Source organism: Rhodoferax lacus, assembly GCF_003415675.1.
Taxonomy (GTDB): domain Bacteria; phylum Pseudomonadota; class Gammaproteobacteria; order Burkholderiales; family Burkholderiaceae_C; genus Allorhodoferax; species Allorhodoferax lacus.
Map to the genome: position 1 here is coordinate 103,111 of NZ_QFZK01000010.1, position 18,720 is coordinate 121,830.

Annotated in this window: 17 protein-coding genes; 13 read left to right on the forward strand and 4 right to left on the reverse strand. The window is 64.2% G+C overall.

Translation table 11 applies throughout. The annotated features are described in order from the left end of the window. The first annotated feature begins 47 nt into the window (after window positions 1-47). From recG to ubiA, 4 genes are read left to right on the forward strand one after another with little or no spacing between them, the layout of a single operon-like run. On the forward strand, window positions 48-2,216 hold the full coding sequence (gene recG / locus DIC66_RS15280; RefSeq protein ID WP_117178740.1) for an ATP-dependent DNA helicase RecG: 2,169 nt from the start codon (window positions 48-50) through the stop codon (window positions 2,214-2,216). Between the two features lie 38 nt (window positions 2,217-2,254). Further along, window positions 2,255-3,160 carry a DMT family transporter gene (locus DIC66_RS15285; protein ID WP_117178742.1) on the forward strand — a complete coding sequence of 302 codons (906 nt, stop codon included), beginning with the start codon at window positions 2,255-2,257 and terminating at the stop codon, window positions 3,158-3,160. 42 nt (window positions 3,161-3,202) lie between these two features. Then, window positions 3,203-4,162: a LysR substrate-binding domain-containing protein gene (locus DIC66_RS15290; protein WP_117178744.1), complete on the forward strand. Its 960-nt coding sequence runs from the start codon at window positions 3,203-3,205 to the stop codon at window positions 4,160-4,162. A 37-nt stretch (window positions 4,163-4,199) separates the two neighbouring features. After that, complete coding sequence (gene ubiA / locus DIC66_RS15295; RefSeq protein WP_117178746.1) at window positions 4,200-5,051, forward strand: 4-hydroxybenzoate octaprenyltransferase; 852 nt, start codon at window positions 4,200-4,202, stop codon at window positions 5,049-5,051. Window positions 5,052-5,087: 36 nt separating this feature from the next. On the opposite strand, the gene DIC66_RS15300 is transcribed toward ubiA, so the two are convergent. Further along, on the reverse strand, window positions 5,088-6,842 hold the full coding sequence (locus tag DIC66_RS15300; RefSeq protein WP_117178748.1) for an alkaline phosphatase D family protein: 1,755 nt from the start codon (window positions 6,840-6,842) through the stop codon (window positions 5,088-5,090). 109 nt (window positions 6,843-6,951) lie between these two features. Then, the gene (locus DIC66_RS15305) at window positions 6,952-7,305 is read right to left on the reverse strand and encodes a PsiF family protein (protein WP_117178750.1); all 354 of its coding nucleotides are present in this window, start codon (window positions 7,303-7,305) and stop codon (window positions 6,952-6,954) included. A 141-nt stretch (window positions 7,306-7,446) separates the two neighbouring features. Between DIC66_RS15305 and argS the strand changes: the two genes are divergently transcribed. From argS to DIC66_RS15355, 9 genes are all read left to right on the forward strand, one after another. Beyond that, the gene (gene argS / locus DIC66_RS15310; RefSeq protein ID WP_117178752.1) at window positions 7,447-9,132 is read left to right on the forward strand and encodes an arginine--tRNA ligase; all 1,686 of its coding nucleotides are present in this window, start codon (window positions 7,447-7,449) and stop codon (window positions 9,130-9,132) included. Between the two features lie 41 nt (window positions 9,133-9,173). After that, window positions 9,174-9,824 (forward strand): SPOR domain-containing protein, encoded by a 651-nt coding sequence (locus DIC66_RS15315; protein ID WP_117178836.1) that lies wholly within the window; start codon window positions 9,174-9,176, stop codon window positions 9,822-9,824. A gap of 70 nt (window positions 9,825-9,894) precedes the next feature. After that, a complete protein-coding gene (locus DIC66_RS15320; RefSeq protein ID WP_117178754.1) occupies window positions 9,895-10,548 on the forward strand; it encodes a thiol:disulfide interchange protein DsbA/DsbL in 654 nt (217 codons plus the stop codon). Window positions 10,549-10,641: 93 nt separating this feature from the next. Beyond that, window positions 10,642-11,571: an exopolyphosphatase gene (locus tag DIC66_RS15325; RefSeq protein WP_117178756.1), complete on the forward strand. Its 930-nt coding sequence runs from the start codon at window positions 10,642-10,644 to the stop codon at window positions 11,569-11,571. Window positions 11,572-11,691: 120 nt separating this feature from the next. After that, a complete protein-coding gene (gene lptA, locus DIC66_RS15330; RefSeq protein WP_117178758.1) occupies window positions 11,692-12,318 on the forward strand; it encodes a lipopolysaccharide transport periplasmic protein LptA in 627 nt (208 codons plus the stop codon). Continuing rightward, on the forward strand, window positions 12,315-13,088 hold the full coding sequence (gene lptB / locus DIC66_RS15335; RefSeq protein ID WP_117178760.1) for an LPS export ABC transporter ATP-binding protein: 774 nt from the start codon (window positions 12,315-12,317) through the stop codon (window positions 13,086-13,088). The genes lptA and lptB overlap by 4 nt, the downstream gene beginning before the upstream one ends. Window positions 13,089-13,363: 275 nt before the next feature. Continuing rightward, window positions 13,364-14,962: an RNA polymerase factor sigma-54 gene (gene rpoN, locus DIC66_RS15345; protein WP_117178764.1), complete on the forward strand. Its 1,599-nt coding sequence runs from the start codon at window positions 13,364-13,366 to the stop codon at window positions 14,960-14,962. After that, the gene (locus tag DIC66_RS15350; protein WP_117178766.1) at window positions 14,959-16,242 is read left to right on the forward strand and encodes a THUMP domain-containing class I SAM-dependent RNA methyltransferase; all 1,284 of its coding nucleotides are present in this window, start codon (window positions 14,959-14,961) and stop codon (window positions 16,240-16,242) included. Before rpoN ends, DIC66_RS15350 begins: the two co-directional genes overlap by 4 nt. A gap of 14 nt (window positions 16,243-16,256) precedes the next feature. Then, the gene (locus DIC66_RS15355; RefSeq protein ID WP_233505948.1) at window positions 16,257-16,727 is read left to right on the forward strand and encodes a putative toxin-antitoxin system toxin component, PIN family; all 471 of its coding nucleotides are present in this window, start codon (window positions 16,257-16,259) and stop codon (window positions 16,725-16,727) included. Between the two features lie 21 nt (window positions 16,728-16,748). Here DIC66_RS15355 and DIC66_RS15360 read toward each other — a convergent pair whose 3' ends face one another. Beyond that, complete coding sequence (locus DIC66_RS15360; RefSeq protein WP_117178770.1) at window positions 16,749-16,973, reverse strand: addiction module protein; 225 nt, start codon at window positions 16,971-16,973, stop codon at window positions 16,749-16,751. A gap of 96 nt (window positions 16,974-17,069) precedes the next feature. Beyond that, window positions 17,070-18,719: an FMN-binding glutamate synthase family protein gene (locus DIC66_RS15365; RefSeq protein ID WP_117178772.1), complete on the reverse strand. Its 1,650-nt coding sequence runs from the start codon at window positions 18,717-18,719 to the stop codon at window positions 17,070-17,072. Between the last annotated feature and the right edge of the window lies 1 nt (window position 18,720).

Here is an 18,720-nt window from a genome sequence, read left to right on the forward strand (position 1 = left end):
GTTGAACAAACCCGTACCAAGAAGTAAAGACAGGGCAGAATTGTCCCATGCCCGAGTCTTCGCTTTCCATCACCCTGATTGAGCCCAAGGCCGATGCCAAGGTGAGCGTGGCCGCGCCTGCCCCCAAGAACGCGATGCAGAAGCTGCTGGAGAAGCTGGGCCTCAAGCGCGACATCGACCTGGCCCTGCACCTGCCCCTGCGCTACGAGGACGAGACCCGCATCACCCGCCTGCGCGATGCGCGCGAGGGCGACATGATCCAGATCGAAGGCGAGGTGGTGGAGAGCGAGGTGGTCTACAAGCCGCGCCGCCAGTTGCTGGTGAAGCTGGACGACGGCTCCGATGTGTGCACCCTGCGTTTCTTTAACTTCTATCCCAACCAGCAAAAGGCCTTGTCAGTCGGCAACCGCATCCGCGCGCGCGGCGAGGTGCGCGGCGGCTTTCTGGGCTGGACCATGCTGCACCCGCACTGCAAGCCCGCCGGTGGCGACCTGCCCACGGCCCTCACCCCGGTCTACCCCACGATGGCGGGCATGCCGCAGGCCTATTTGCGCAAAGCCGTGCTGTCGGGTCTGGCGCGCGCCGAGCTCTCCGACACTTTCGCGCCGGGGGACCTCAGCCAGATCAACCCGCACGCGCTGTGGACGCTGCGCCAGGCCCTGCAGTTTCTGCACCACCCCACGCCCGATGTGTCGCTGGACACTTTGATGGACCACAGCCACCCGGCCTGGCAGCGCCTGAAAGCCGAGGAGCTGCTGGCGCAGCAGCTTTCTCAATTGCAGTCGCGCCGGGCCCGCGCCGAGCTGCGTGCGCCGCCCCTGCAGGGCAAGGTGGGCGACACCCTGCACGCGCGCCTGCTGGCCGCACTGCCGTTTGCCCTGACCGGTGCCCAACAGCGCGTGGGCTTCGAGATTGCCAAGGACATGGCGCGCAACGTGCCCATGCACCGCCTGTTGCAGGGCGATGTGGGCGCAGGCAAGACGGTGGTCGCCGCGCTGGCTGCCACCATCTGCATGGACGCGGGCTGGCAGTGCGCCCTGATGGCGCCCACTGAAATACTGGCCGAACAGCACTTCCGCAAGCTGGTGAGCTGGTTGGAGCCCTTGGGCATCACCACGGCCTGGCTGATCGGCAGCCAGAAGACCAAAGCCCGACGCGAGGCCCTGGCGATGATCGAGAGTGGAGAGGCCAAGCTGGTGGTGGGCACGCATGCCGTGATCCAGGACAAGGTGCGTTTTCAGAACCTGGCGTTGGCCATCATCGACGAGCAGCACCGCTTTGGCGTGGCGCAGCGCCTGGCCCTGCGCAGCAAGGCCAGCGTGGGCCCGGGCCATGGTGACGACAAGGCGCACCCCTTTGAGCCGCACCTGCTGATGATGACGGCCACCCCCATCCCGCGCACCCTGGCCATGAGCTATTACGCCGACCTGGATGTCTCCACCCTGGACGAGCTGCCGCCCGGGCGCACGCCCATCGTCACCAAGGTGGTCAACGAGGCACGGCGCGGCGAGGTGGTGCAGCGCATACGCGCCCAGGTTGCCGAGGGCCGCCAGGTCTACTGGGTCTGCCCGCTGATTGAAGAGAGCGAGGCGCTGGACCTGACCAACGCCACCGAGACCCATGCCGAGCTCAGCCATGCACTGCAGCAGGCCGCCGGCCCCGGGGCGGCCCCGGTGCAGGTGGGCCTCTTGCATTCGCGCATGCCTACCGACGAAAAAAAGGCGGTGATGGCCGACTTTGTGGCCGGCAAAACGGCTGTCTTGGTCAGCACCACGGTGATCGAGGTGGGCGTGGATGTGCCCAATGCCTCGCTGATGGTGGTGGAACATGCCGAGCGCTTTGGCCTCTCGCAACTGCACCAGCTGCGCGGGCGGGTAGGGCGGGGGGCTGCGGCCTCGGCCTGCGTGCTGCTGTATTCCACGGGCGATGCGCCGCGCCTGGGCGAGGCCGCGCGCGAGCGCCTGCGCGCCATGGCCGAGACCAACGACGGCTTCGAGATCGCCCGGCGCGACCTGGAAATCCGCGGCCCCGGCGAGTTCCTGGGTGCGCGCCAGAGCGGCGACGCCATGCTGCGCTTTGCCGACCTGGCTACCGACGCCGCCCTCCTGGAGTGGGCGCGACAGGAAGCCCCTATGATGCTGGACCGCTACCCGCATCTGGCTGAAAAACACGTTCAACGCTGGCTGGGAACCAAGGCGGAATTTCTCAAGGCCTGACTGTTGTATGGCCGGACGCTGCGTCCGGCTTCTTTCCTATGTTGCATATTTTCAAATCCCGCTGGCTGGCTCTGGCGGGCAATACCCGTGGCGTGGTGCTGGTGATACTGGCCATGGCCTGCTGGTCCGTGCTGGACGCCTGCAACAAGCAGCTGATGCAGCAGGGCATCGCCCCCAAGGAGGTGCTGTTCCTGCAGGCCAGCGTGGTGCTGGCCATGCTGCTGCCGCTGGTGGCCTGGACGCGCGGGCGCATCCTGGCCTCACCACAACCGGCCTTCCATCTGGTGCGCGGCGGCATCATCGTCACCTCGGCCTTTTGCGCGGCCTGGGCGGTGGCGCACCTGCCGCTGGCCGAGGCCAGTGCCTACTTGATGACCGGCGCGCTGTTCATGCTGCCCCTGGGCGTGTGGCTGCTGGGGGAGCGGGCACATTGGCTGCGCTGGCTGGGTGTGGGCATTGGCTTTGCCGGTGTGCTGGTGATTTTGCAGCCCGGTGCCGATGCCTTCCAGCCCGCCGCGCTGGTGGCGCTTCTGGGCGCACTGATGGAGGCCATGCTGGGCGTGGTGCTCAAAAAATACTCGCAGGGTGAGCACCCCATTGCCGTGCTGGCCTGGAGCCAGGTGGCCTGCTGGCTCAGCTTTGGTGTGATGACGGGCTTTGCGCTGCCCACAGTGCTGCAGGTGTCGTGGGTGCTGCTGCCGGTGATTGGCCTGTCTGCCTCCGGCATCTACCTGGCCTATTTCTTTGCCTACCGCGCGGGCGACGCCTCGGCGGTGGAGGCCGGTGGCTTTTCGCTGCTGTTGTTCAGCCCGGCGCTGGGCCATGTGTTTTTTGCCGAGACTCCCACGCTGGCGTTTTGGGGCGGGGCTGGTTTGCTGGTCTGCGGCATCGCGGTGGTGATTGTGGAGCCGCAGGGCCGGGTTCCGTCCGGGCTGGAAAGATGAGCAGACGCAGACGCCGCGGGCGACTCGGTAGACAATAGCGCCATGACCCTCACCGAACTCAAATACATCGTCGCCGTGGCCCGGGAGCGCCACTTCGGCAAGGCAGCGGAGGCCTGCTTTGTGTCGCAGCCCACGCTGTCGGTGGCGGTCAAGAAGCTCGAAGAAGAACTGGACGTCAAGCTCTTTGAGCGCAGCGCCAACGAGGTGGCCGTCACGCCCCTGGGCGAGGAAATCGTGCGCCAGGCGCAAAGCGTGCTGGAGCAGGCGGCCAACATCAAGGACATTGCCAAGCGCGGCAAGGACCCGCTGGCCGGGGCCCTGGCGCTGGGTGTGATCTACACCATCGCCCCCTACCTGCTGCCCGACCTGGTGCGCCAGGTCATCACGCACTCGCCGCAAATGCCGCTGATGCTGCAGGAGAACTTCACCGTCAAGCTGCTGGAGATGCTGCGCACCGGCGAGATCGACTGCGCCATCCTGGCCGAGCCCTTCCCCGACACCGGTCTGGCCACCGCGCCCCTGTATGACGAGCCCTTTGTGGCCGCTGTGCCCATGAACCATCCGCTGGCCAAGCTGCAGAGCGTGTCGGCCGAGCAGCTCAAGAGCGAGACCATGCTGCTCTTGGGCAACGGCCACTGCTTTCGCGACCATGTGCTGGAGGTGTGCCCCGAGTTTGCGCGCTTCTCCAGCGATGCCGAGGGCATTCGCAAGAGCTTTGAGGGCTCTTCGCTGGAGACCATCAAGCACATGGTGGCAGCCGGCATGGGTATCACCCTGGTGCCGCGCCTGAGCGTGCCGCGCGAGGCACTGGAGTCGCGCAAACGCCGCCAGGAAGATGCCTATGTGAAATACCTGCCTGTGACCGACGCGCACGGCGCGCCCCCGCCCACGCGGCGTGTGGTGCTGGCGTGGCGGCGCAGCTTCACCCGTTACGAGGCCATTGCCGCGTTGCGCAATGCCATTTACGCCTGCGAGCTGCCGGGCGTGACGCGGCTTTCCTGATGGCTTTTTGTAGGTGTATTGCTGTGGGTTGCTTGTTGTGAGTACGCGTTTTTCCCTGTATCTGGACCTGATCCGCTGGAGCCGCCCGGCCGGCTGGCTGCTGCTGCTGTGGCCCACACTGGCGGCACTCTGGCTGGCGGCTGGCGGCTTTCCGGGCTGGCATTTGCTGGGTGTGTTTACCCTGGGAACCATCCTGATGCGCAGCGCGGGGTGCTGCATCAACGACGTGGCTGACCGCGAGTTTGACCGCCATGTCAAACGCACCGCTGAGCGGCCCATCACCAGCGGCAAGGTGTCGGTGCGGGAAGCGCTGGCGCTGGGCGCCGTGCTGGCGCTGCTGGCCTTTGCGCTGGTGCTCACTACCAACGCGGTAACCATCCTCTGGTCCTTTGCGGCTCTGGCGGTAACGCTGGCCTATCCGTATGCCAAGCGCTATGTCTCCATGCCGCAGGCGGTGTTGGGTGTGGCCTTTGGCATGGGCATTCCCATGGCCTTTGCCGCCGTGCAGGGACAGGTGCCGCAGATGGCCTGGTGGCTGTCGCTGGGCAACCTGTTCTGGGTGCTGGCCTATGACACCGAATACGCCATGGTGGACCGCGATGACGACTTGCGCATCGGCATGAAGACCTCGGCCATCACGCTCGGAACCTGGGACGTGCCCGCCGTGCTGGCCTTCTACCTGCTGCTCTTGGCCCTGTGGACCTGGGTGATTGTTCCGCAGCCACGCGCCTGGCCCTGGTGGCTGGGTGTGGCTGTGGCACTGGGGCAGGTGGCCTGGCATGCCACGCTCATCAAGGACCGCACGCGCGAGGGCTGCTTCAAGGCCTTTCGCGCCAACCACTGGCTGGGCTTCACGCTGTTTGCCGCCGTGGTGCTGGGCCTGGCCTGAGCGCGCAGTAAGGCGCGTTCAGGCCAGTGGCTGGCCTCAGGCGTAGCTGACGGTACCTGTGGCGTTCACCGTTACGGTCTTGCCGGTGGCGGCCACGTAGGTCTTGGACTGGATGGTGTCCACAAACACAAACTCGCCGGTTACGGCCGCTGTGGTTGCTGTCATCAGCAGGTAGCCGCGGCGCATGGTGTCGGCGTAGTTCAGGTCATCCACCAAGCCCAGGCCCGTGCCCTGCACGCCGGGTGCTATGGCCGTGCCGTCCAGTGCGCTGGCCAGTCCGCCCAGGCCTGCACTCTCAAAGCCAGGCGATGTGACGGACGCGCCGGCAAATTCAAAGCCCACCTTGTCGCCAGCCAGCGTGGTCACGTGGGTGAACCAGGCGTTGTGTGAGTCGCCCGACAGGGTGATGAGCTTCTTGCCCTGTGCCTTGATGGTTTGCAGAATGGCTTCGCGCTGCAGCGGATAGCCGTCCCACGCGTCCAGGTTGTAGGGCAGGCGCGGGTTGGTGCTGGCGTCCACCAGATAGGCCTGTGTCTGCGTACGGTAGCCAGCGGGGGTGGCCTTGGCGGTCAGGAAGTCGGAGATGGACTGCAGCACGGCCTGCTGGTTGGCAGGGGTGGGGCTCACGGTGGCGGTGGCCTGCGCCTGCAGGACGCTGCCGGGGAACCACATGCGCGCCATGATGTCCTGGTTGCCCATGATTTGCCAGGTGGCAGTCGATGCGGCCATGCCCGAGGTCAGCCAGTTCTGCTGCGTGGTGCTCATCATGCGGTGGGTGGCGTCGGTGCCAGTGGTCAGCGCGGTGGCGTAGCGGGTGATGCCGCCGTCGGCATCGCCATAGCTGTCGTATTGCCTGTCGCGGCCTTCGATACGGGTGTCCACCATGTGCAGGGTGAAGATGTTGCCGAAGTCAAAGCGGCGGTAGATCTTGAACAGGTTGAGCGCATCGGGGGTGCGGATGGGCATCCACTCGTGGTACGCGCGGGCGGCAAAGCCCTTGCGTGTGGCCCAGTTGCCCTGGGTGGCGGTGTCATGGTTTTCCGCGCTATCCATCCAGGCGTTGTTGGCGAACTCATGGTCGTCCCACACAGTGATCCAGGGCATGGCGGCGTGCAGGGCCTGCAGGGCCGGGTCGGTGCGGTACAGGGCGTAGCGCGTGCGGTAGTCTTCCAGGCTGGTGATGTCGTTGGCAGGTGCGGTCACGCGGTCCAGGGCCACGGCGTTGCTGTTGCCGAACTTGGCCGGGTCGGAGCCGTATTCGTAGATGTAGTCACCCAGGTGCACGGCATATTGCGCACCTGACTTGGCCGCTGCGTCATAGGCATTGAAGTAGCCCGCCGAATACAGCGTGCAGGAGAACACGGCGAACTTCACGCTGGCCACATTGGCCTCGGGCAGGGTGCGCGTGGTGCCTACGGGGGAAGTAGATTTGAACTGGTCAAAGAAGCGGTAATAGTAGGTCGTGCCGGCTTTAAGGCCAGTCACGTCGACCTTGTTGGTGTAACCCGTATCAAGGCTGGACTTGATCTTGCCGTGGGCCACGATGCGTTCAAACTTGCTGCTGGTGCTGACTTGCCAGGTCAGATCCACCGCCTCCTTGAAGCTGATCATCTTGGCATGCGTCCAGATGATGACGCGGTCCGCCAGCGGATCACCGCTGGCTACACCGTATTTGTATTCGGCGGCTGCACCGCCACCGCAGCCCGCCAGGGTGGTGCCTGCGGCCGCTACGGCCAGAACGCTGCTGGAGCGGATAATAAATTCACGGCGATTGCTGTTGTGTTGTGTCATGGTGACCTCCTGTGGATGGATCCATTGGAGTGCACCGGTGTGACCGGAATGTGAAAAAGCCCGGGACCTTGCGGTTCCCGGGCTTTGTTCAGAAAGGCGTAAGTAGCGTTTACTTGTTGCTCAGGCATTCCTTCATGAAGGCCTTGCGCTCGGCGCCCTTGAGGGCCTTGGTCTTGGCATCGGCGTTGCAGGTCTTCATCTTGTTTTGCTGGGTGGTGCCAGTCGCGGCTGCAGCGGGCTCGGCTCCGGCGGGCTTGGCGCTCAGGCACTCTTTCATGAAGGCCTTGCGCTCGTCGCCCTTTTTGTCCTTTGCCTCCATGTTGCAGGTCTTCATCTTGCTTTGCTGGGCCATGGGTGCGGCGGCGGGTGCTGGTGCCGCAGCGTCGGCCGCGTGAGCGGCACCCAAAGACAGGGACAGGCCCAAGGTTGTTACGGTGGCCAGGGTTTTCAAAAGCTTTTGCATCTTTGTTCCTCAGTTGAATGGGGCAGAAGGCCTGCCTGTGCGCGTAAATCCGGTGCGGATTCCAGCACATAACGAGGGCTTGGGCAAACCCGTTGACGGCACACGCCTGGCCAGGCTGGGCTGCCGCTTAAAATCGCCGCCATGCTGTCTGTAAAAAACGAACTTCTGCTGGGCTTAGCCGCCTGTCTTGAAACCCTCTCTGCTGGCTCCGGTGCCAAGGCAGCTTTTGAATCCCCCAAGGTGGCCGCCCATGGCGATTTGGCCACCACCGCGGCCATGCAACTGGCCAAGCCGCTCAAGCGCAACCCGCGCCAACTGGCCGAAGAACTGTGCGCGGCCTTGCTGGCCCAGCCGGCCTATGTGCGTTGGGTGGACGCGGTCGAGATCGCCGGCCCGGGCTTCATCAACATCCGCCTGAAACCCGCAGCCAAGCAGGAAATCGTGCGCGAGGTGCTGGGCCAGGGCCTGCAGTTCGGCAACCAGGCATCCAACGGCCAGCGCATGCTGGTGGAGTTTGTATCGGCCAACCCCACCGGCCCGCTGCATGTGGGCCACGGCCGCCAGGCCGCACTGGGCGATGCCATCTGCAACCTGTTTCAGACCCAGGGCTGGGATGTGTACCGCGAGTTCTATTACAACGACGCCGGCGTGCAAATTGCCACCCTGGCCAGCAGCACGCAGTTGCGCGCGCGCGGCTTCAAGCCGGGAGACGCCGAATGGCCCACCGGCGAGAACGCCCCGGCCTACAACGGCGACTACATTGCCGACATTGCCGCCGACTTCCTGGCGGGCAAGACGGTGCAGGCCGATGACCGCAGCTTCACCGGCAGTGGTGACGTGCAAGACCTGGACGGCATGCGCCAGTTCGCCGTGGCCTACCTGCGCCATGAGCAGGACCTGGACCTGCAGGCCTTTGCCGTGAAGTTTGACAACTATTACCTCGAAAGCAGCCTGTATACCAGCGGCCGCGTAGCCGATGCGGTGCAGCGCCTGCAGGACGCCGGCAAGACCTACGAGAAGGATGGCGCCCTGTGGCTCCAGTCCACCGACTACGGTGATGACAAGGACCGCGTCATGCGCAAGCAGGACGGCAGCTTCACCTACTTTGTGCCCGATGTGGCCTACCACATTGCCAAGTGGGAGCGCGGCTTTACCAAGGTGGTCAACATCCAGGGCACCGACCACCACGGCACCATAGCCCGGGTGCGCGCCGGCCTGCAGGCCGCAGGCGTGGGCATTCCCCAGGGTTACCCCGACTACGTGCTGCACACCATGGTGCGCGTGGTCAAGGGCGGCGAGGAGGTCAAGATCTCCAAGCGCGCGGGCAGCTATGTGACGCTGCGCGACCTGATCGAGTGGACCAGCAAGGACGCGGTGCGCTTTTTCCTGCTCAGCCGCAAGCCCGACACCGAGTACACCTTCGATGTAGACCTGGCCGTGGCCCGCAACAACGACAACCCGGTGTACTACGTGCAGTACGCCCATGCCCGCATCTGCTCGGTGCTGGCGGCCTGGGGTGGCGACAAGTCAGCGCTTGCTTCTGTGGACCTGTCGGCGCTGACCAGCCCGCAGGCCCAGGCCTTGATGCTGCTGCTGGCCAAGTACCCCGACATGCTCACGGCCGCAGCCAGCGGCTTTGCCCCGCACGACGTCACCTTCTATCTGCGCGAGCTGGCCGCCTGCTACCACAGCTACTACGATGCCGAGCGCATTCTGGTGGATGACGAAGCTGTGAAGTGGGCCCGCCTGGCGCTGGTGGCAGCCACCGCGCAGGTGTTGCACAATGGCCTGGCAGTGCTGGGCGTGAGTGCCCCGCAAAAGATGTAATCCTCTCCCCTACCGAGACTCAAGGCATGAAGCAAGCGGGCATGAAGCAACAGCGTGGCGGAACCTTTCTGGGGTTCATTATTGGTGTGGTGGTTGGCCTGGCCTGTGCGCTGGCAGTGGCGGTCTACGTCACCAAGGTGCCGATGCCCTTCATGAACAAGGGCCAGACCCGCAGCGCCGACCAGGACGTGGAGGAAGCCAAAAAGAACAAGGACTGGGACCCCAACGCCCCGCTCTATGGCAAGAACCCGGCCAAGCCGCCGCAGCCCGCGGCCTCCGCGCCAGTGCCTGTTGCGGCTCCAGCCGCTGCACCCGTGGCAACACCTGCAGCCAAGCCCGACGCCAAGGCAGACAGCAAAGCGGCCGATACCAAGAAACCCGAAGCCAAGGCAGCGGCTTCTGCAGACCCCATCGGTGATTTGGCCAAGGCCAAGACGGCTGCGGCCGACGCAGAGCCCTTTGTCTACTGGGTGCAGGTGGGTGCCTACCGCACGGCGGAAGATGCCGAAAGCCAGCGCGCCAAGCTCTCGCTCAGCGGCATTGAAACCAAGATTTCCGAACGCGAGCAGTCCGGCCGCACGGTGTTCCGTGTGCGCGTGGGCCCCTTTGACAAAAAGGAAGACGGCGAGAAGACCCGGGACAAGCTGGAAAAGTCCGGGCTGGATACCGCCTTGGTGCGGGTTCAGCGCTAAGTATTTGACCCCGGGCTGCGTCAGGCTTTGACTCTGTGTGATCTGATAACCAACCCCCAATTGGAGTGTTATGAAACGTCGTGAATTTTCCCTGGTGGCTTCTGGTGCAGCCCTGGCTGCCGGCACGGTCTGGACCCCGGCAGCACAGGCGCAGGCCGTCAAGTACGAGGCCGGTGAAGACTATGTGGCGCTGGAAACACGCGCACCCGTGGAAGCCCCCGCAGGCAAGATCGAAGTGGTGGAAATGTTCTGGTACAACTGCCCGCACTGCAACGCGTTTGAGCCCATGCTGGACGCCTGGGTCAAAAAGCTGCCCAAGGATGTGGCCTTCCGCCGCGCACCGGTGGCCTTCCGCGAAGACTTTGTGCCGCAGCAGCGCCTCTACTACGCGCTGGACGCCTTGGGCCTGGTGGAAAAACTCCATGCCAAGGTGTTTGCCGCCATCCACGTGGAAAAGCAGGACCTGTCCAAAGCCCCGGCCATTGTGGAGTGGGTTGCCAAGCAGGGTGTGGACAAGGCCAAGTTCACCGAGCAGTTCAACTCCTTCAGTGTGGCGGGCAAGGCCAGCAAGGCTGCGCAGCTGCAAAACGCCTACAAAGTCGAAGGCGTGCCAGCCCTGGGCGTGGCCGGCCGTTTCTATGTCGACGGCTCCCTGGCCAAGGGCATGGAGCGCGCCCTCAAGGTGGTGGACTCCTTGGTGGCCGTGGCGCGCAGCGGCAAATAAGCGCCTGCCTGCCGCCGCCGCATGTGGATGCTGGCGGCGGGTACAGACTCCCGTCTAGAATGAGCCCAAATTAATCATTCAGCGGAGTGCAGCATGGCGCAAACCCGATTCAGGCTTATTACCCGTAGTGACTTTGACGGCCTGGTGTGCGCCGTGCTGCTCAAAGACCTGGACTTGATCGACGACATCAAGTTCGTCCACCCCAAGGACATGCAGGACGGCAAGGTAGAGGTGACTGACCGCGACATCACCACCAACCTGCCCTTTGTGCCAGGGGTGCACCTCTCGTTTGACCACCACGCCTCCGAAGCCCTGCGCAACGCCGTGCAGAGCAACCACATCATCCATCCGGACGCGCCTTCGGCAGCCCGCGTGGTGTTCGACCACTATGGTGGCAGCGCGCATTTTGGTGATCGTTTCAACGAAATGATGGAAGCCGTGGACAAGGGCGACTCGGCCCAGTTCAGCGAACAGGAAATTCTGGAGCCCACGGGTTGGGTGCTGCTGAACTACCTGATGGATTCGCGCACTGGCCTGGGCCGCTTCCGGGAATTCCGCGTCAGCAACTACCAGCTGATGATGGACCTGATTGACTACTGCGCCACCCACGGCATTGAAGACATCCTGAAGCTGCCCGACGTCGTGGAGCGCGTCGAGCTGTACCACGAGCATGCGGCCAAGGCCAAAGCGCAGTTGCAGCTCTGCACCGGGGTGCACCACAACGTGGCCGTGGTGGATTTGCGCAACGAGGAAACCATTTATGCGGTCAACCGCTTCATGGTCTACGCCCTGTTTCCCAACACCAACATCTCCATCCACGTGATGTGGGGCGTGCAAAAGCAAAACACCGTGTGCGCCGTGGGCAAGTCCATCACCAACCGTTCGTCGCGCGTCAACATCGGCGCCCTGATGCTGGTCTATGGCGGTGGTGGCCACGAAAATGCCGGCACCTGCCAGGTGCCCAATGAGCAGGCCGATAGCGTCTTGAAAGAGCTGGTGGCGCGCATCAACGCGGTGGGCTAAAGGCCCTGGCGACCTGGGTGCGCCCCAACTTTTAGGCGCACTCATTTTTTCTTGAGGCATAAAACATGCCATGCGCTGGCTACAATGGCCGTTCGTGCTCCGAGCAAGTTTCGTGCCTCTATGAAAAACCTATTTTCCTCTTCGTTGGTGATCGCAGCCCTGCTGTGTCTGGCGGGTCCCGTGCAGGCGGAAAAAGCGGACCGCAACAAGCCCATGAACATCGAGGCCGATTCCCTGCGCTATGACGACCTCAAGCAGATCAGTGTGTTCACCGGACGGGTGGTGCTGACCAAGGGCTCGATTCAAATCCGCGGTGACCGCCTGGAAGTGCGCCAGGACCCGGACGGCTACCAGTTCGGCGTGGCCACCGGCTCAGTCGACAAGCTGGCCTTCTACCGCCAAAAGCGCGAAGCCGTGGACGAGTTCATCGAAGGCGAGGGCGAAACGATTACCTATGACGGACGCGCCGACACCGTCACCTTTTCGCGCCGGGCCCAGTTGCGGCGCCTGCGCGGCACCACAGTGGCCGATGAAATCACCGGCGGCAACATCGTCTATGAAAACCTGACCGATCTGTTCACTGTGGATGGCGTGGCCAAGAATGCGCCTGCCGGTACCCTGGGCAGCGGCCGGGTGCGCGTCATGCTTACACCCAAGCCGGAAACCCCTGCCGGTGCGCCTGCAGCGCCCGCAGCAGACCCAGCCAAGCTCAAACCGTCATCCACGCTGGGGGCACCCGCCAAGTGAGCGCCCCTGTGACCGTGGCCGAATACGCAGCCGGCAGTCTCTCAGCCACGCACCTGCAAAAGTCCTACGGCAAGCGCCAGGTGGTCAAGGACGTGTCGCTCACCGTGCGCACCGGCGAGGTGGTGGGCCTGCTGGGGCCCAACGGCGCGGGCAAGACCACGTCGTTCTACATCATCGTGGGTCTCTTGCGCGCCAGCGGTGGCGACATTGCCATTGACGGCGAATCCATAGAGCACATGCCCATCCACCGGCGCGCGCGCCTGGGGTTGGGTTACCTGCCGCAAGAGGCCTCCATTTTCCGCAAGCTCAATGTGGAAGACAACGTGCGCGCCGTGCTGGAGTTGCAGCGCGATGAGGCGGGCGAACCCCTGAAGTCTGCCGAGATCGAGCGGCGCCTGACCGATTTGCTGCAGGAGCTGCGCGTGGAGCATCTGCGCGAGTCACCGGCCCTGGCCCTCTCGGGTGGCGAGCGCCGTCGGGTAGAAATTGCGCGGGCGCTGGCCACTCGCCCGCGCTTCATCCTGCTGGACGAGCCCTTTGCCGGGATTGACCCGATTGCGGTGATCGAGATCCAGCGCATCATCAATTTTCTCAAGGCGCGCGGTATTGGTGTGCTCATCACCGACCACAATGTGCGCGAGACCCTGGGCATTTGCGACCACGCCTACATCATCAGTGATGGCCGCGTGCTGGCCGAAGGCACGCCCTCCGAGATCGTCAACAACGCCGAGGTGCGACGCGTGTATCTCGGCGAACACTTCAAGATGTAGATGTTGATGTCGCTCCCCACGCTCATCACTCCGTGTATTTCGCTGCCCCTCCAAGAGGGGCTGCAGCGCCTTCGGGCGGCCGGGCGGCGCTGGAGTATGTTGCTCCCCACGCTCGTCACTTCGTGTACTTCGCTGCCCCTCCGAGAGGGGCTGCAGCGCCTTCGGGCGGCCGGGCGGCGCTGGAGGATGTTGCTCTCCACGCTCGTCACTTCGTGTACTTCGCTGCCCCTCCAAGAGGGGCCGCAGCGCCTTCGGGCGGCCGGGCGGCGCTGCGCATGAAACAAGGCCTCTCCCTACGCGTCTCGCAGCATCTGGCGCTCACGCCCCAGTTGCAGCAGTCCATTCGCTTGCTGCAGCTCTCCACCCTGGAGCTCAGCCAGGAGGTGGACCAGATGCTGGACGACAACCCGTTTCTGGAACTCTCGGAAGACCAGGCCGAGCGGGAAGACTTTGGCGTAGCCCAGGCCGATACCCCGGTCAGCGAAGGCGACCGCGATGCCGAGTTTGCCGCCAGCCCCATGCCCGACATGGGCAGCGCCACGGTTACCAGCACCACCAGCGATGAAGACAACGCCCCCCTGGGTGGCGACGAGGGTATTGACTGGGATGGCGATGGCAGCACCGAGATGTCGCCCGATGACGGCGAGTGGGGCGTGGACGCCAAGGCGCGCAGCAACAACCTCAATGGCGACGAAGACAAGGACGCCACCGAACTGGCCCGCACCCAGGAGAGCCTGCAGGCCTTTTTGCACCGCCAGGCCCTGGGCCTGCGTCTGGGTGCCGAAGACAGCGCCGCGCTGCGCTTTCTGATCGAGTCGCTCAACGACGACGGCTATCTGGAAGAGTCTCTCGAAGACCTGGCCCGCACGCTGAACCCGGCCGATGAAGAAGAGCAGGATGAGCTGGTACACCACTTCTCGGTGGCCCTGGGCCTGCTGCACAGCCTGGAGCCTGTGGGCGTGGGCGCGCGCGGCCTGGCTGAGTGCCTGTGCCTGCAAGTCAAGGCCTTGCTGCAGGATGTGGAGCTGGACTGGGACGACCGCGAGGTGCTGGATGTGGCCCTTCGCATCTGCCAGCAACCCATGGAGCTGCTGGCGCGGCGCGACATCAAGCGCCTGGTGCAGCTCGGTGTGGGCAGCGACGCGCTGGTGCGCGAAGCCATTGCGGCCATAGCCCGCCTGGAGCCCAAGCCGGGACGGCGCTTTGTGGACGTGGAGCGCAACATCGTGGTACCCGACGTGCTGGTGCTGCAGGTGCCCAACACCAACAAGGCTGCGCAGGCCAAGTTCCGCGTCATGCTCAACCCCGATGTGATGCCGCGCCTCAAGGTGCATGACATCTACGCCAACGTGCTGCGCAACCACCGCGGCGGCAAAGACAGCGCAAGCCACGCCGCCCTGCAGCAGCGCCTGCAGGAAGCGCGCTGGTTCATCAAGAACATACAGCAGCGCTTTGACACCATCCTGCGCGTGAGCACCGCCATTGTCGAGCGGCAAAAGAGTTTCTTCACCCACGGCGAGCTGGCCATGCGCCCGCTGGTGCTGCGCGAGATTGCCGATGAGCTGGGCCTGCACGAGTCCACCATCAGCCGCGTCACCACTGCCAAGTACATGGCCACGCCCTTTGGCACCTTTGAGCTGAAGTATTTCTTTGGCTCGGGGCTGGGTACCGAATCCGGCGGCAATGCGTCGAGCACTGCGGTGCGCGCCCTCATCAAGCAATTCATCAGTGCCGAGAGCGCCAAGAAACCGCTCTCAGACAACCAGATTTCCGAGATGCTCAAAGAGCAGGGCATTGAATGCGCCCGGCGCACCGTGGCCAAATACCGCGAGGGCTTGAAGATCGCCCCCGCTTCCCTACGCAAGGCGCTATGAACCAACTCCAACTCTTCCTCCCCTGCGCCGCCGGTGTAGAGGACTACCTGGCCCCCGAGATCCTGCACATCACCGGCCTGCCACCGGGCTGCATCACCAAGCAGCGCGGCGGTGTGGCGGTGCGCACTTCGCTCAATGATGCGATGCGCCTGAACCTGTACTGCCGCCTGGCGCAGCGCGTGCTGGTGCTGGTGTCCTACACCGAATACCGCAGCGAAAACGATCTGTACAAGGCTGCCATGGCGGTGCAGTGGGAGCGCTGGTTCACCCCGCGCGAGACCATCAAGATCGAAGTCACGGCCCAGCACAGCCCGCTGACCAGCCTGAACTTTGCCGCGCTCAAAGTGAAGGACGCGGTATGCGACCGCTTCCGCGAAGTCGCCAATGGCGTGCGCCCGGATGTGAACACCCAGTGGCCCGATGTGCGCATCTACGCCCACCTGACCACCGACGCCTGCTCGCTCTACATTGACACCTCGGGCGAGCCGCTGTTCAAGCGCGGCTGGCGCGAGGACAAGGGCGATGCGCCACTCAAAGAGACACTGGCCGCGGCCATGATTGCCGCCAGCGGCTGGGCCGATGGCGATGCAGACTTGATGCCGCTGTACGACCCGTGTTGCGGCAGCGGCACGATTGCGATTGAAGCCGCGCAGATCGCCTGCAACATTGCCGCCGGATCGCTGCGCCGCTTTGCCTTCGAGAAGTTCGTGCCCTTCAGACACCAGGTCTGGGCCGACATGAAAAAGGAAGCGGCAGACGCCGTGGTGAAACCCGAGCCCGGCCAACAGGCCCTGATCTACGGCAGCGATGTGTCGCACCGCATGGTGGACTTTGCACAGCGCAATGCCGAGCGCGCCGGTGTGGCCGACGTCATTGAGTTCCGCGGTGGCGACGCCCTGCAGCGGATGCCGCCCATTGAGGGTGGTGGCGTGATGATCCTGAATCCACCCTATGGCGAGCGCATCGGCATTGGCGGTGTGGCCGGCGAGGGCGTACAGGCCCGTTACGGCGCGCGCGAGTTGGCGGAGACGCAGGATGGCGGCGAGTTCTTCAGCCAACTGGCCAGCCACTGGAAAAAGAATTTCTCCGGCTGGCAGGCCTGGATGCTCACGCCCGACCTCAAGCTGCCCGGCAAGATGCGTTTGAAAGAATCGCGCCGCGTGCCCATGTGGAACGGCCCGTTGGAATGCCGCCTGTTCAAGTTCGACATGGTGGCCGGGCGCATGGCCAAGGGCGCCGCTGATGCGGCGACCGAGAAGCCTGCCAAGCCAGCAGCCTGATGCAGGCGGTTGAGTTGCCAAGCGCAACTTCGGCGCTGCCGGTGCGCGCCATCCTGCTCGACACCAACATCGTGCTGGACCTGTTTGTCTTTAACGATCCCGCCACACCCGCGCTGCTGCAGGCCCTGCAAGGCGGCAGCCTGCGCTGGATCGCCAGCCAGCCCATGCGCGATGAACTGGAGCGTGTGCTGGCCTACACCCACATCGTCCCGCGCCTGGCTTTTTACCAACTCAGCGCAGCCGATGTACTCCAACGCTTTGATGCCATGGTGCAGATCGTGGACGTGGCACCCAAGGTCCAACTGACCTGCAAAGACCCCGATGACCAAAAATTCATCGACCTGGCCGTGGCCCACCAGGCCGTGCTGCTCAGCAAGGACCACGCGGTGCTGGCCCTGGCCAAGCGCATGCGGCCTTTTGGTGTGCAGGCCCAGAAAGAGCTTGCATCTGCAGAAATCAGCCAGGCAAGGCCCAGCCTTCAGTAACGCTCAACCAAGTCCAGTAGCTCACGCCAGCCTGGCTCGTACACGCGCCAGGGCGCTTGCTCCATGGACCATGGCAACTTTGCCGATTTGCACGTCGGCCCGGCGCTGCTGGGCCAAATCCATCCAGGCCTTTTGGGCATCCGATTTCGGCTCAAAGCTGGCAATCAGCAACTCCAGCAACCGGGCACGCTCTTCTGCTGGCAAGTCCAGCATTTCGGCTGCAAGATCGTGTGCCTGCGTAGTCATACGTTCTCCTGTGATGAAGGTATTCCAAGCATGCCACAAGTGGGTGTTGTCGATCGGTGTGCCATGGCCGTCTGCCGGGTTTCGCCATGCGCCGCCTCAAGCCGCCAAGGCCAGCGCCTCTTCCCCCTGCAACAGGAAACTTCCCGCCGCCGCGCGTGGCCAGCTGGTGCGGTAGATCAGGGGCAGGGCCTGCAGGTCGCTCTCCAGCAGGGCGCGGTCCGGCAGCTGGGTGAGGATCAGTTGCGCCAGCGAGCGCACGGTCTGGTCGGCGGAGCGGCGCACGATGTGGTGGGCGGTAATCTGGTTGGGGTGTTCGATGCCGGCGGCCTGCACCAGCTCCAGCAGCGCGTGCAGGGTCTGCTGGTGGAAGTTGTAGACGCGGGTGGCCTTGTCTTCCACCACCAGCGACTGCTGGCGCTGCGGGTCTTGCGTGGCCACACCGGTGGGGCAGCGTCCGGTGTGGCAGGTCTGCGCCTGCAGGCAGCCCAGGGCGAACATGAAGCCGCGCGCGCTGTTGCACCAGTCGGCACCCAGGGCCATGAGGCGGGCAATGTCGAATGCGCTGGTGACCTTGCCGGCCGCGCCGATCTTGATGCGGTCACGCAGGCCCACGCCACGCAGCGTGTTGTGTACCAGCAGCAGGCCTTCCTGGAGTGGTGAGCCCACGTGGTCGGTGAACTCCACGGGGGCAGCACCGGTGCCGCCTTCGGCGCCATCGACCACGATGAAGTCTGGCGTGATGCCGGTGGCCAGCATGGCCTTGACCATCGCAAACCACTCCCAAGGGTGGCCTATGCAGAGTTTGAAGCCGGTGGGCTTGCCGCCCGAGAGGGTGCGCAGCTTGTCGATGAAATACATCATCTCCACCGGGGTGGAAAAGGCGCTGTGCGAGGCCGGTGACACGCAGTCCACGCCTTCGGGCACGCCGCGCGCTGCGGCAATCTCGGCGGTAACCTTGGGGCCGGGCAGCACGCCGCCGTGGCCGGGCTTGGCGCCCTGGCTGAGTTTGATTTCAATCAGCTTGACCTGCGGGTCACAGGCATTGGCGGCAAATTTGTCGGCGTTGAAGCTGCCATCCGTATTGCGGCAGCCGAAGTAGCCTGAGGCAATCTCCCAGACCAGGTCGCCGCCGTTTTTGCGGTGGTGGGCCGATATGGAGCCCTCGCCCGTGTCGTGCGCAAAGTTGCCGCGTTTGGCTCCGGCATTGAGTGACTGGATGGCATTGGCGCTGAGGGCCCCAAAGCTCATGGCCGAGATGTTGAACACGCTGGCGCTGTAGGGCTGGGCACGGCCTGCACCGATGGTGATGCGAAAGTCATGCGAGTCCAGCCGGGTGGGCGCCACCGAGTGGTTCATCCATTCATAGCCATCGGCATGCACGTCCATCTGCGTGCCAAAGGGACGCTTGTCCACCTGCGCCTTGGCGCGCTGGTAGACCAGCGAGCGCTGCGCCCGCGAGAAGGGCGAGGCGTCGTTGTCGGCCTCGAAAAAATACTGGCGGATCTCCGGGCGGATGGATTCCAGCGCAAAGCGGATGTGGCCTATGACGGGATAGTTGCGCAGGATGGAGCGTTTTTTTTGCCTCAGGTCATACACGCCCACAGCCACCAGCACACCCGAGAGCAGCAGGGCAGCCCCGCCCACCCCAAACACCAGCAGGCTGAAAGCGCTGAGTGCCAGGGCCAGGCAGCACAGGCCAAAGGCCAGGTAGCGGGTGGGAAAGAATTTATCCAGGGTGTCAATCATG

Excerpts from the sequence above, each read along its gene's own strand:
- DIC66_RS15350 (WP_117178766.1), top strand. The coding sequence starts at position 14,959 with ATGAACCAACTCCAACTCTTCCTCCCCTGCGCCGCCGGTGTAGAGGAC.
- DIC66_RS15290 (WP_117178744.1), top strand. The coding sequence starts at position 3,203 with ATGACCCTCACCGAACTCAAATACATCGTCGCCGTGGCCCGGGAGCGC.
- recG (WP_117178740.1), top strand. The coding sequence starts at position 48 with ATGCCCGAGTCTTCGCTTTCCATCACCCTGATTGAGCCCAAGGCCGAT.
- DIC66_RS15300 (WP_117178748.1), bottom strand. The coding sequence starts at position 6,842 with ATGACACAACACAACAGCAATCGCCGTGAATTTATTATCCGCTCCAGC.
- DIC66_RS15325 (WP_117178756.1), top strand. The coding sequence starts at position 10,642 with ATGGCGCAAACCCGATTCAGGCTTATTACCCGTAGTGACTTTGACGGC.
- DIC66_RS15315 (WP_117178836.1), top strand. The coding sequence starts at position 9,174 with ATGAAGCAACAGCGTGGCGGAACCTTTCTGGGGTTCATTATTGGTGTG.
- DIC66_RS15320 (WP_117178754.1), top strand. The coding sequence starts at position 9,895 with ATGAAACGTCGTGAATTTTCCCTGGTGGCTTCTGGTGCAGCCCTGGCT.
- DIC66_RS15365 (WP_117178772.1), bottom strand. The coding sequence starts at position 18,719 with ATGATTGACACCCTGGATAAATTCTTTCCCACCCGCTACCTGGCCTTT.
- rpoN (WP_117178764.1), top strand. The coding sequence starts at position 13,364 with ATGAAACAAGGCCTCTCCCTACGCGTCTCGCAGCATCTGGCGCTCACG.
- DIC66_RS15305 (WP_117178750.1), bottom strand. The coding sequence starts at position 7,305 with ATGCAAAAGCTTTTGAAAACCCTGGCCACCGTAACAACCTTGGGCCTG.
- argS (WP_117178752.1), top strand. The coding sequence starts at position 7,447 with ATGCTGTCTGTAAAAAACGAACTTCTGCTGGGCTTAGCCGCCTGTCTT.
- DIC66_RS15360 (WP_117178770.1), bottom strand. The coding sequence starts at position 16,973 with ATGACTACGCAGGCACACGATCTTGCAGCCGAAATGCTGGACTTGCCA.
- lptA (WP_117178758.1), top strand. The coding sequence starts at position 11,692 with ATGAAAAACCTATTTTCCTCTTCGTTGGTGATCGCAGCCCTGCTGTGT.
- DIC66_RS15285 (WP_117178742.1), top strand. The coding sequence starts at position 2,255 with ATGTTGCATATTTTCAAATCCCGCTGGCTGGCTCTGGCGGGCAATACC.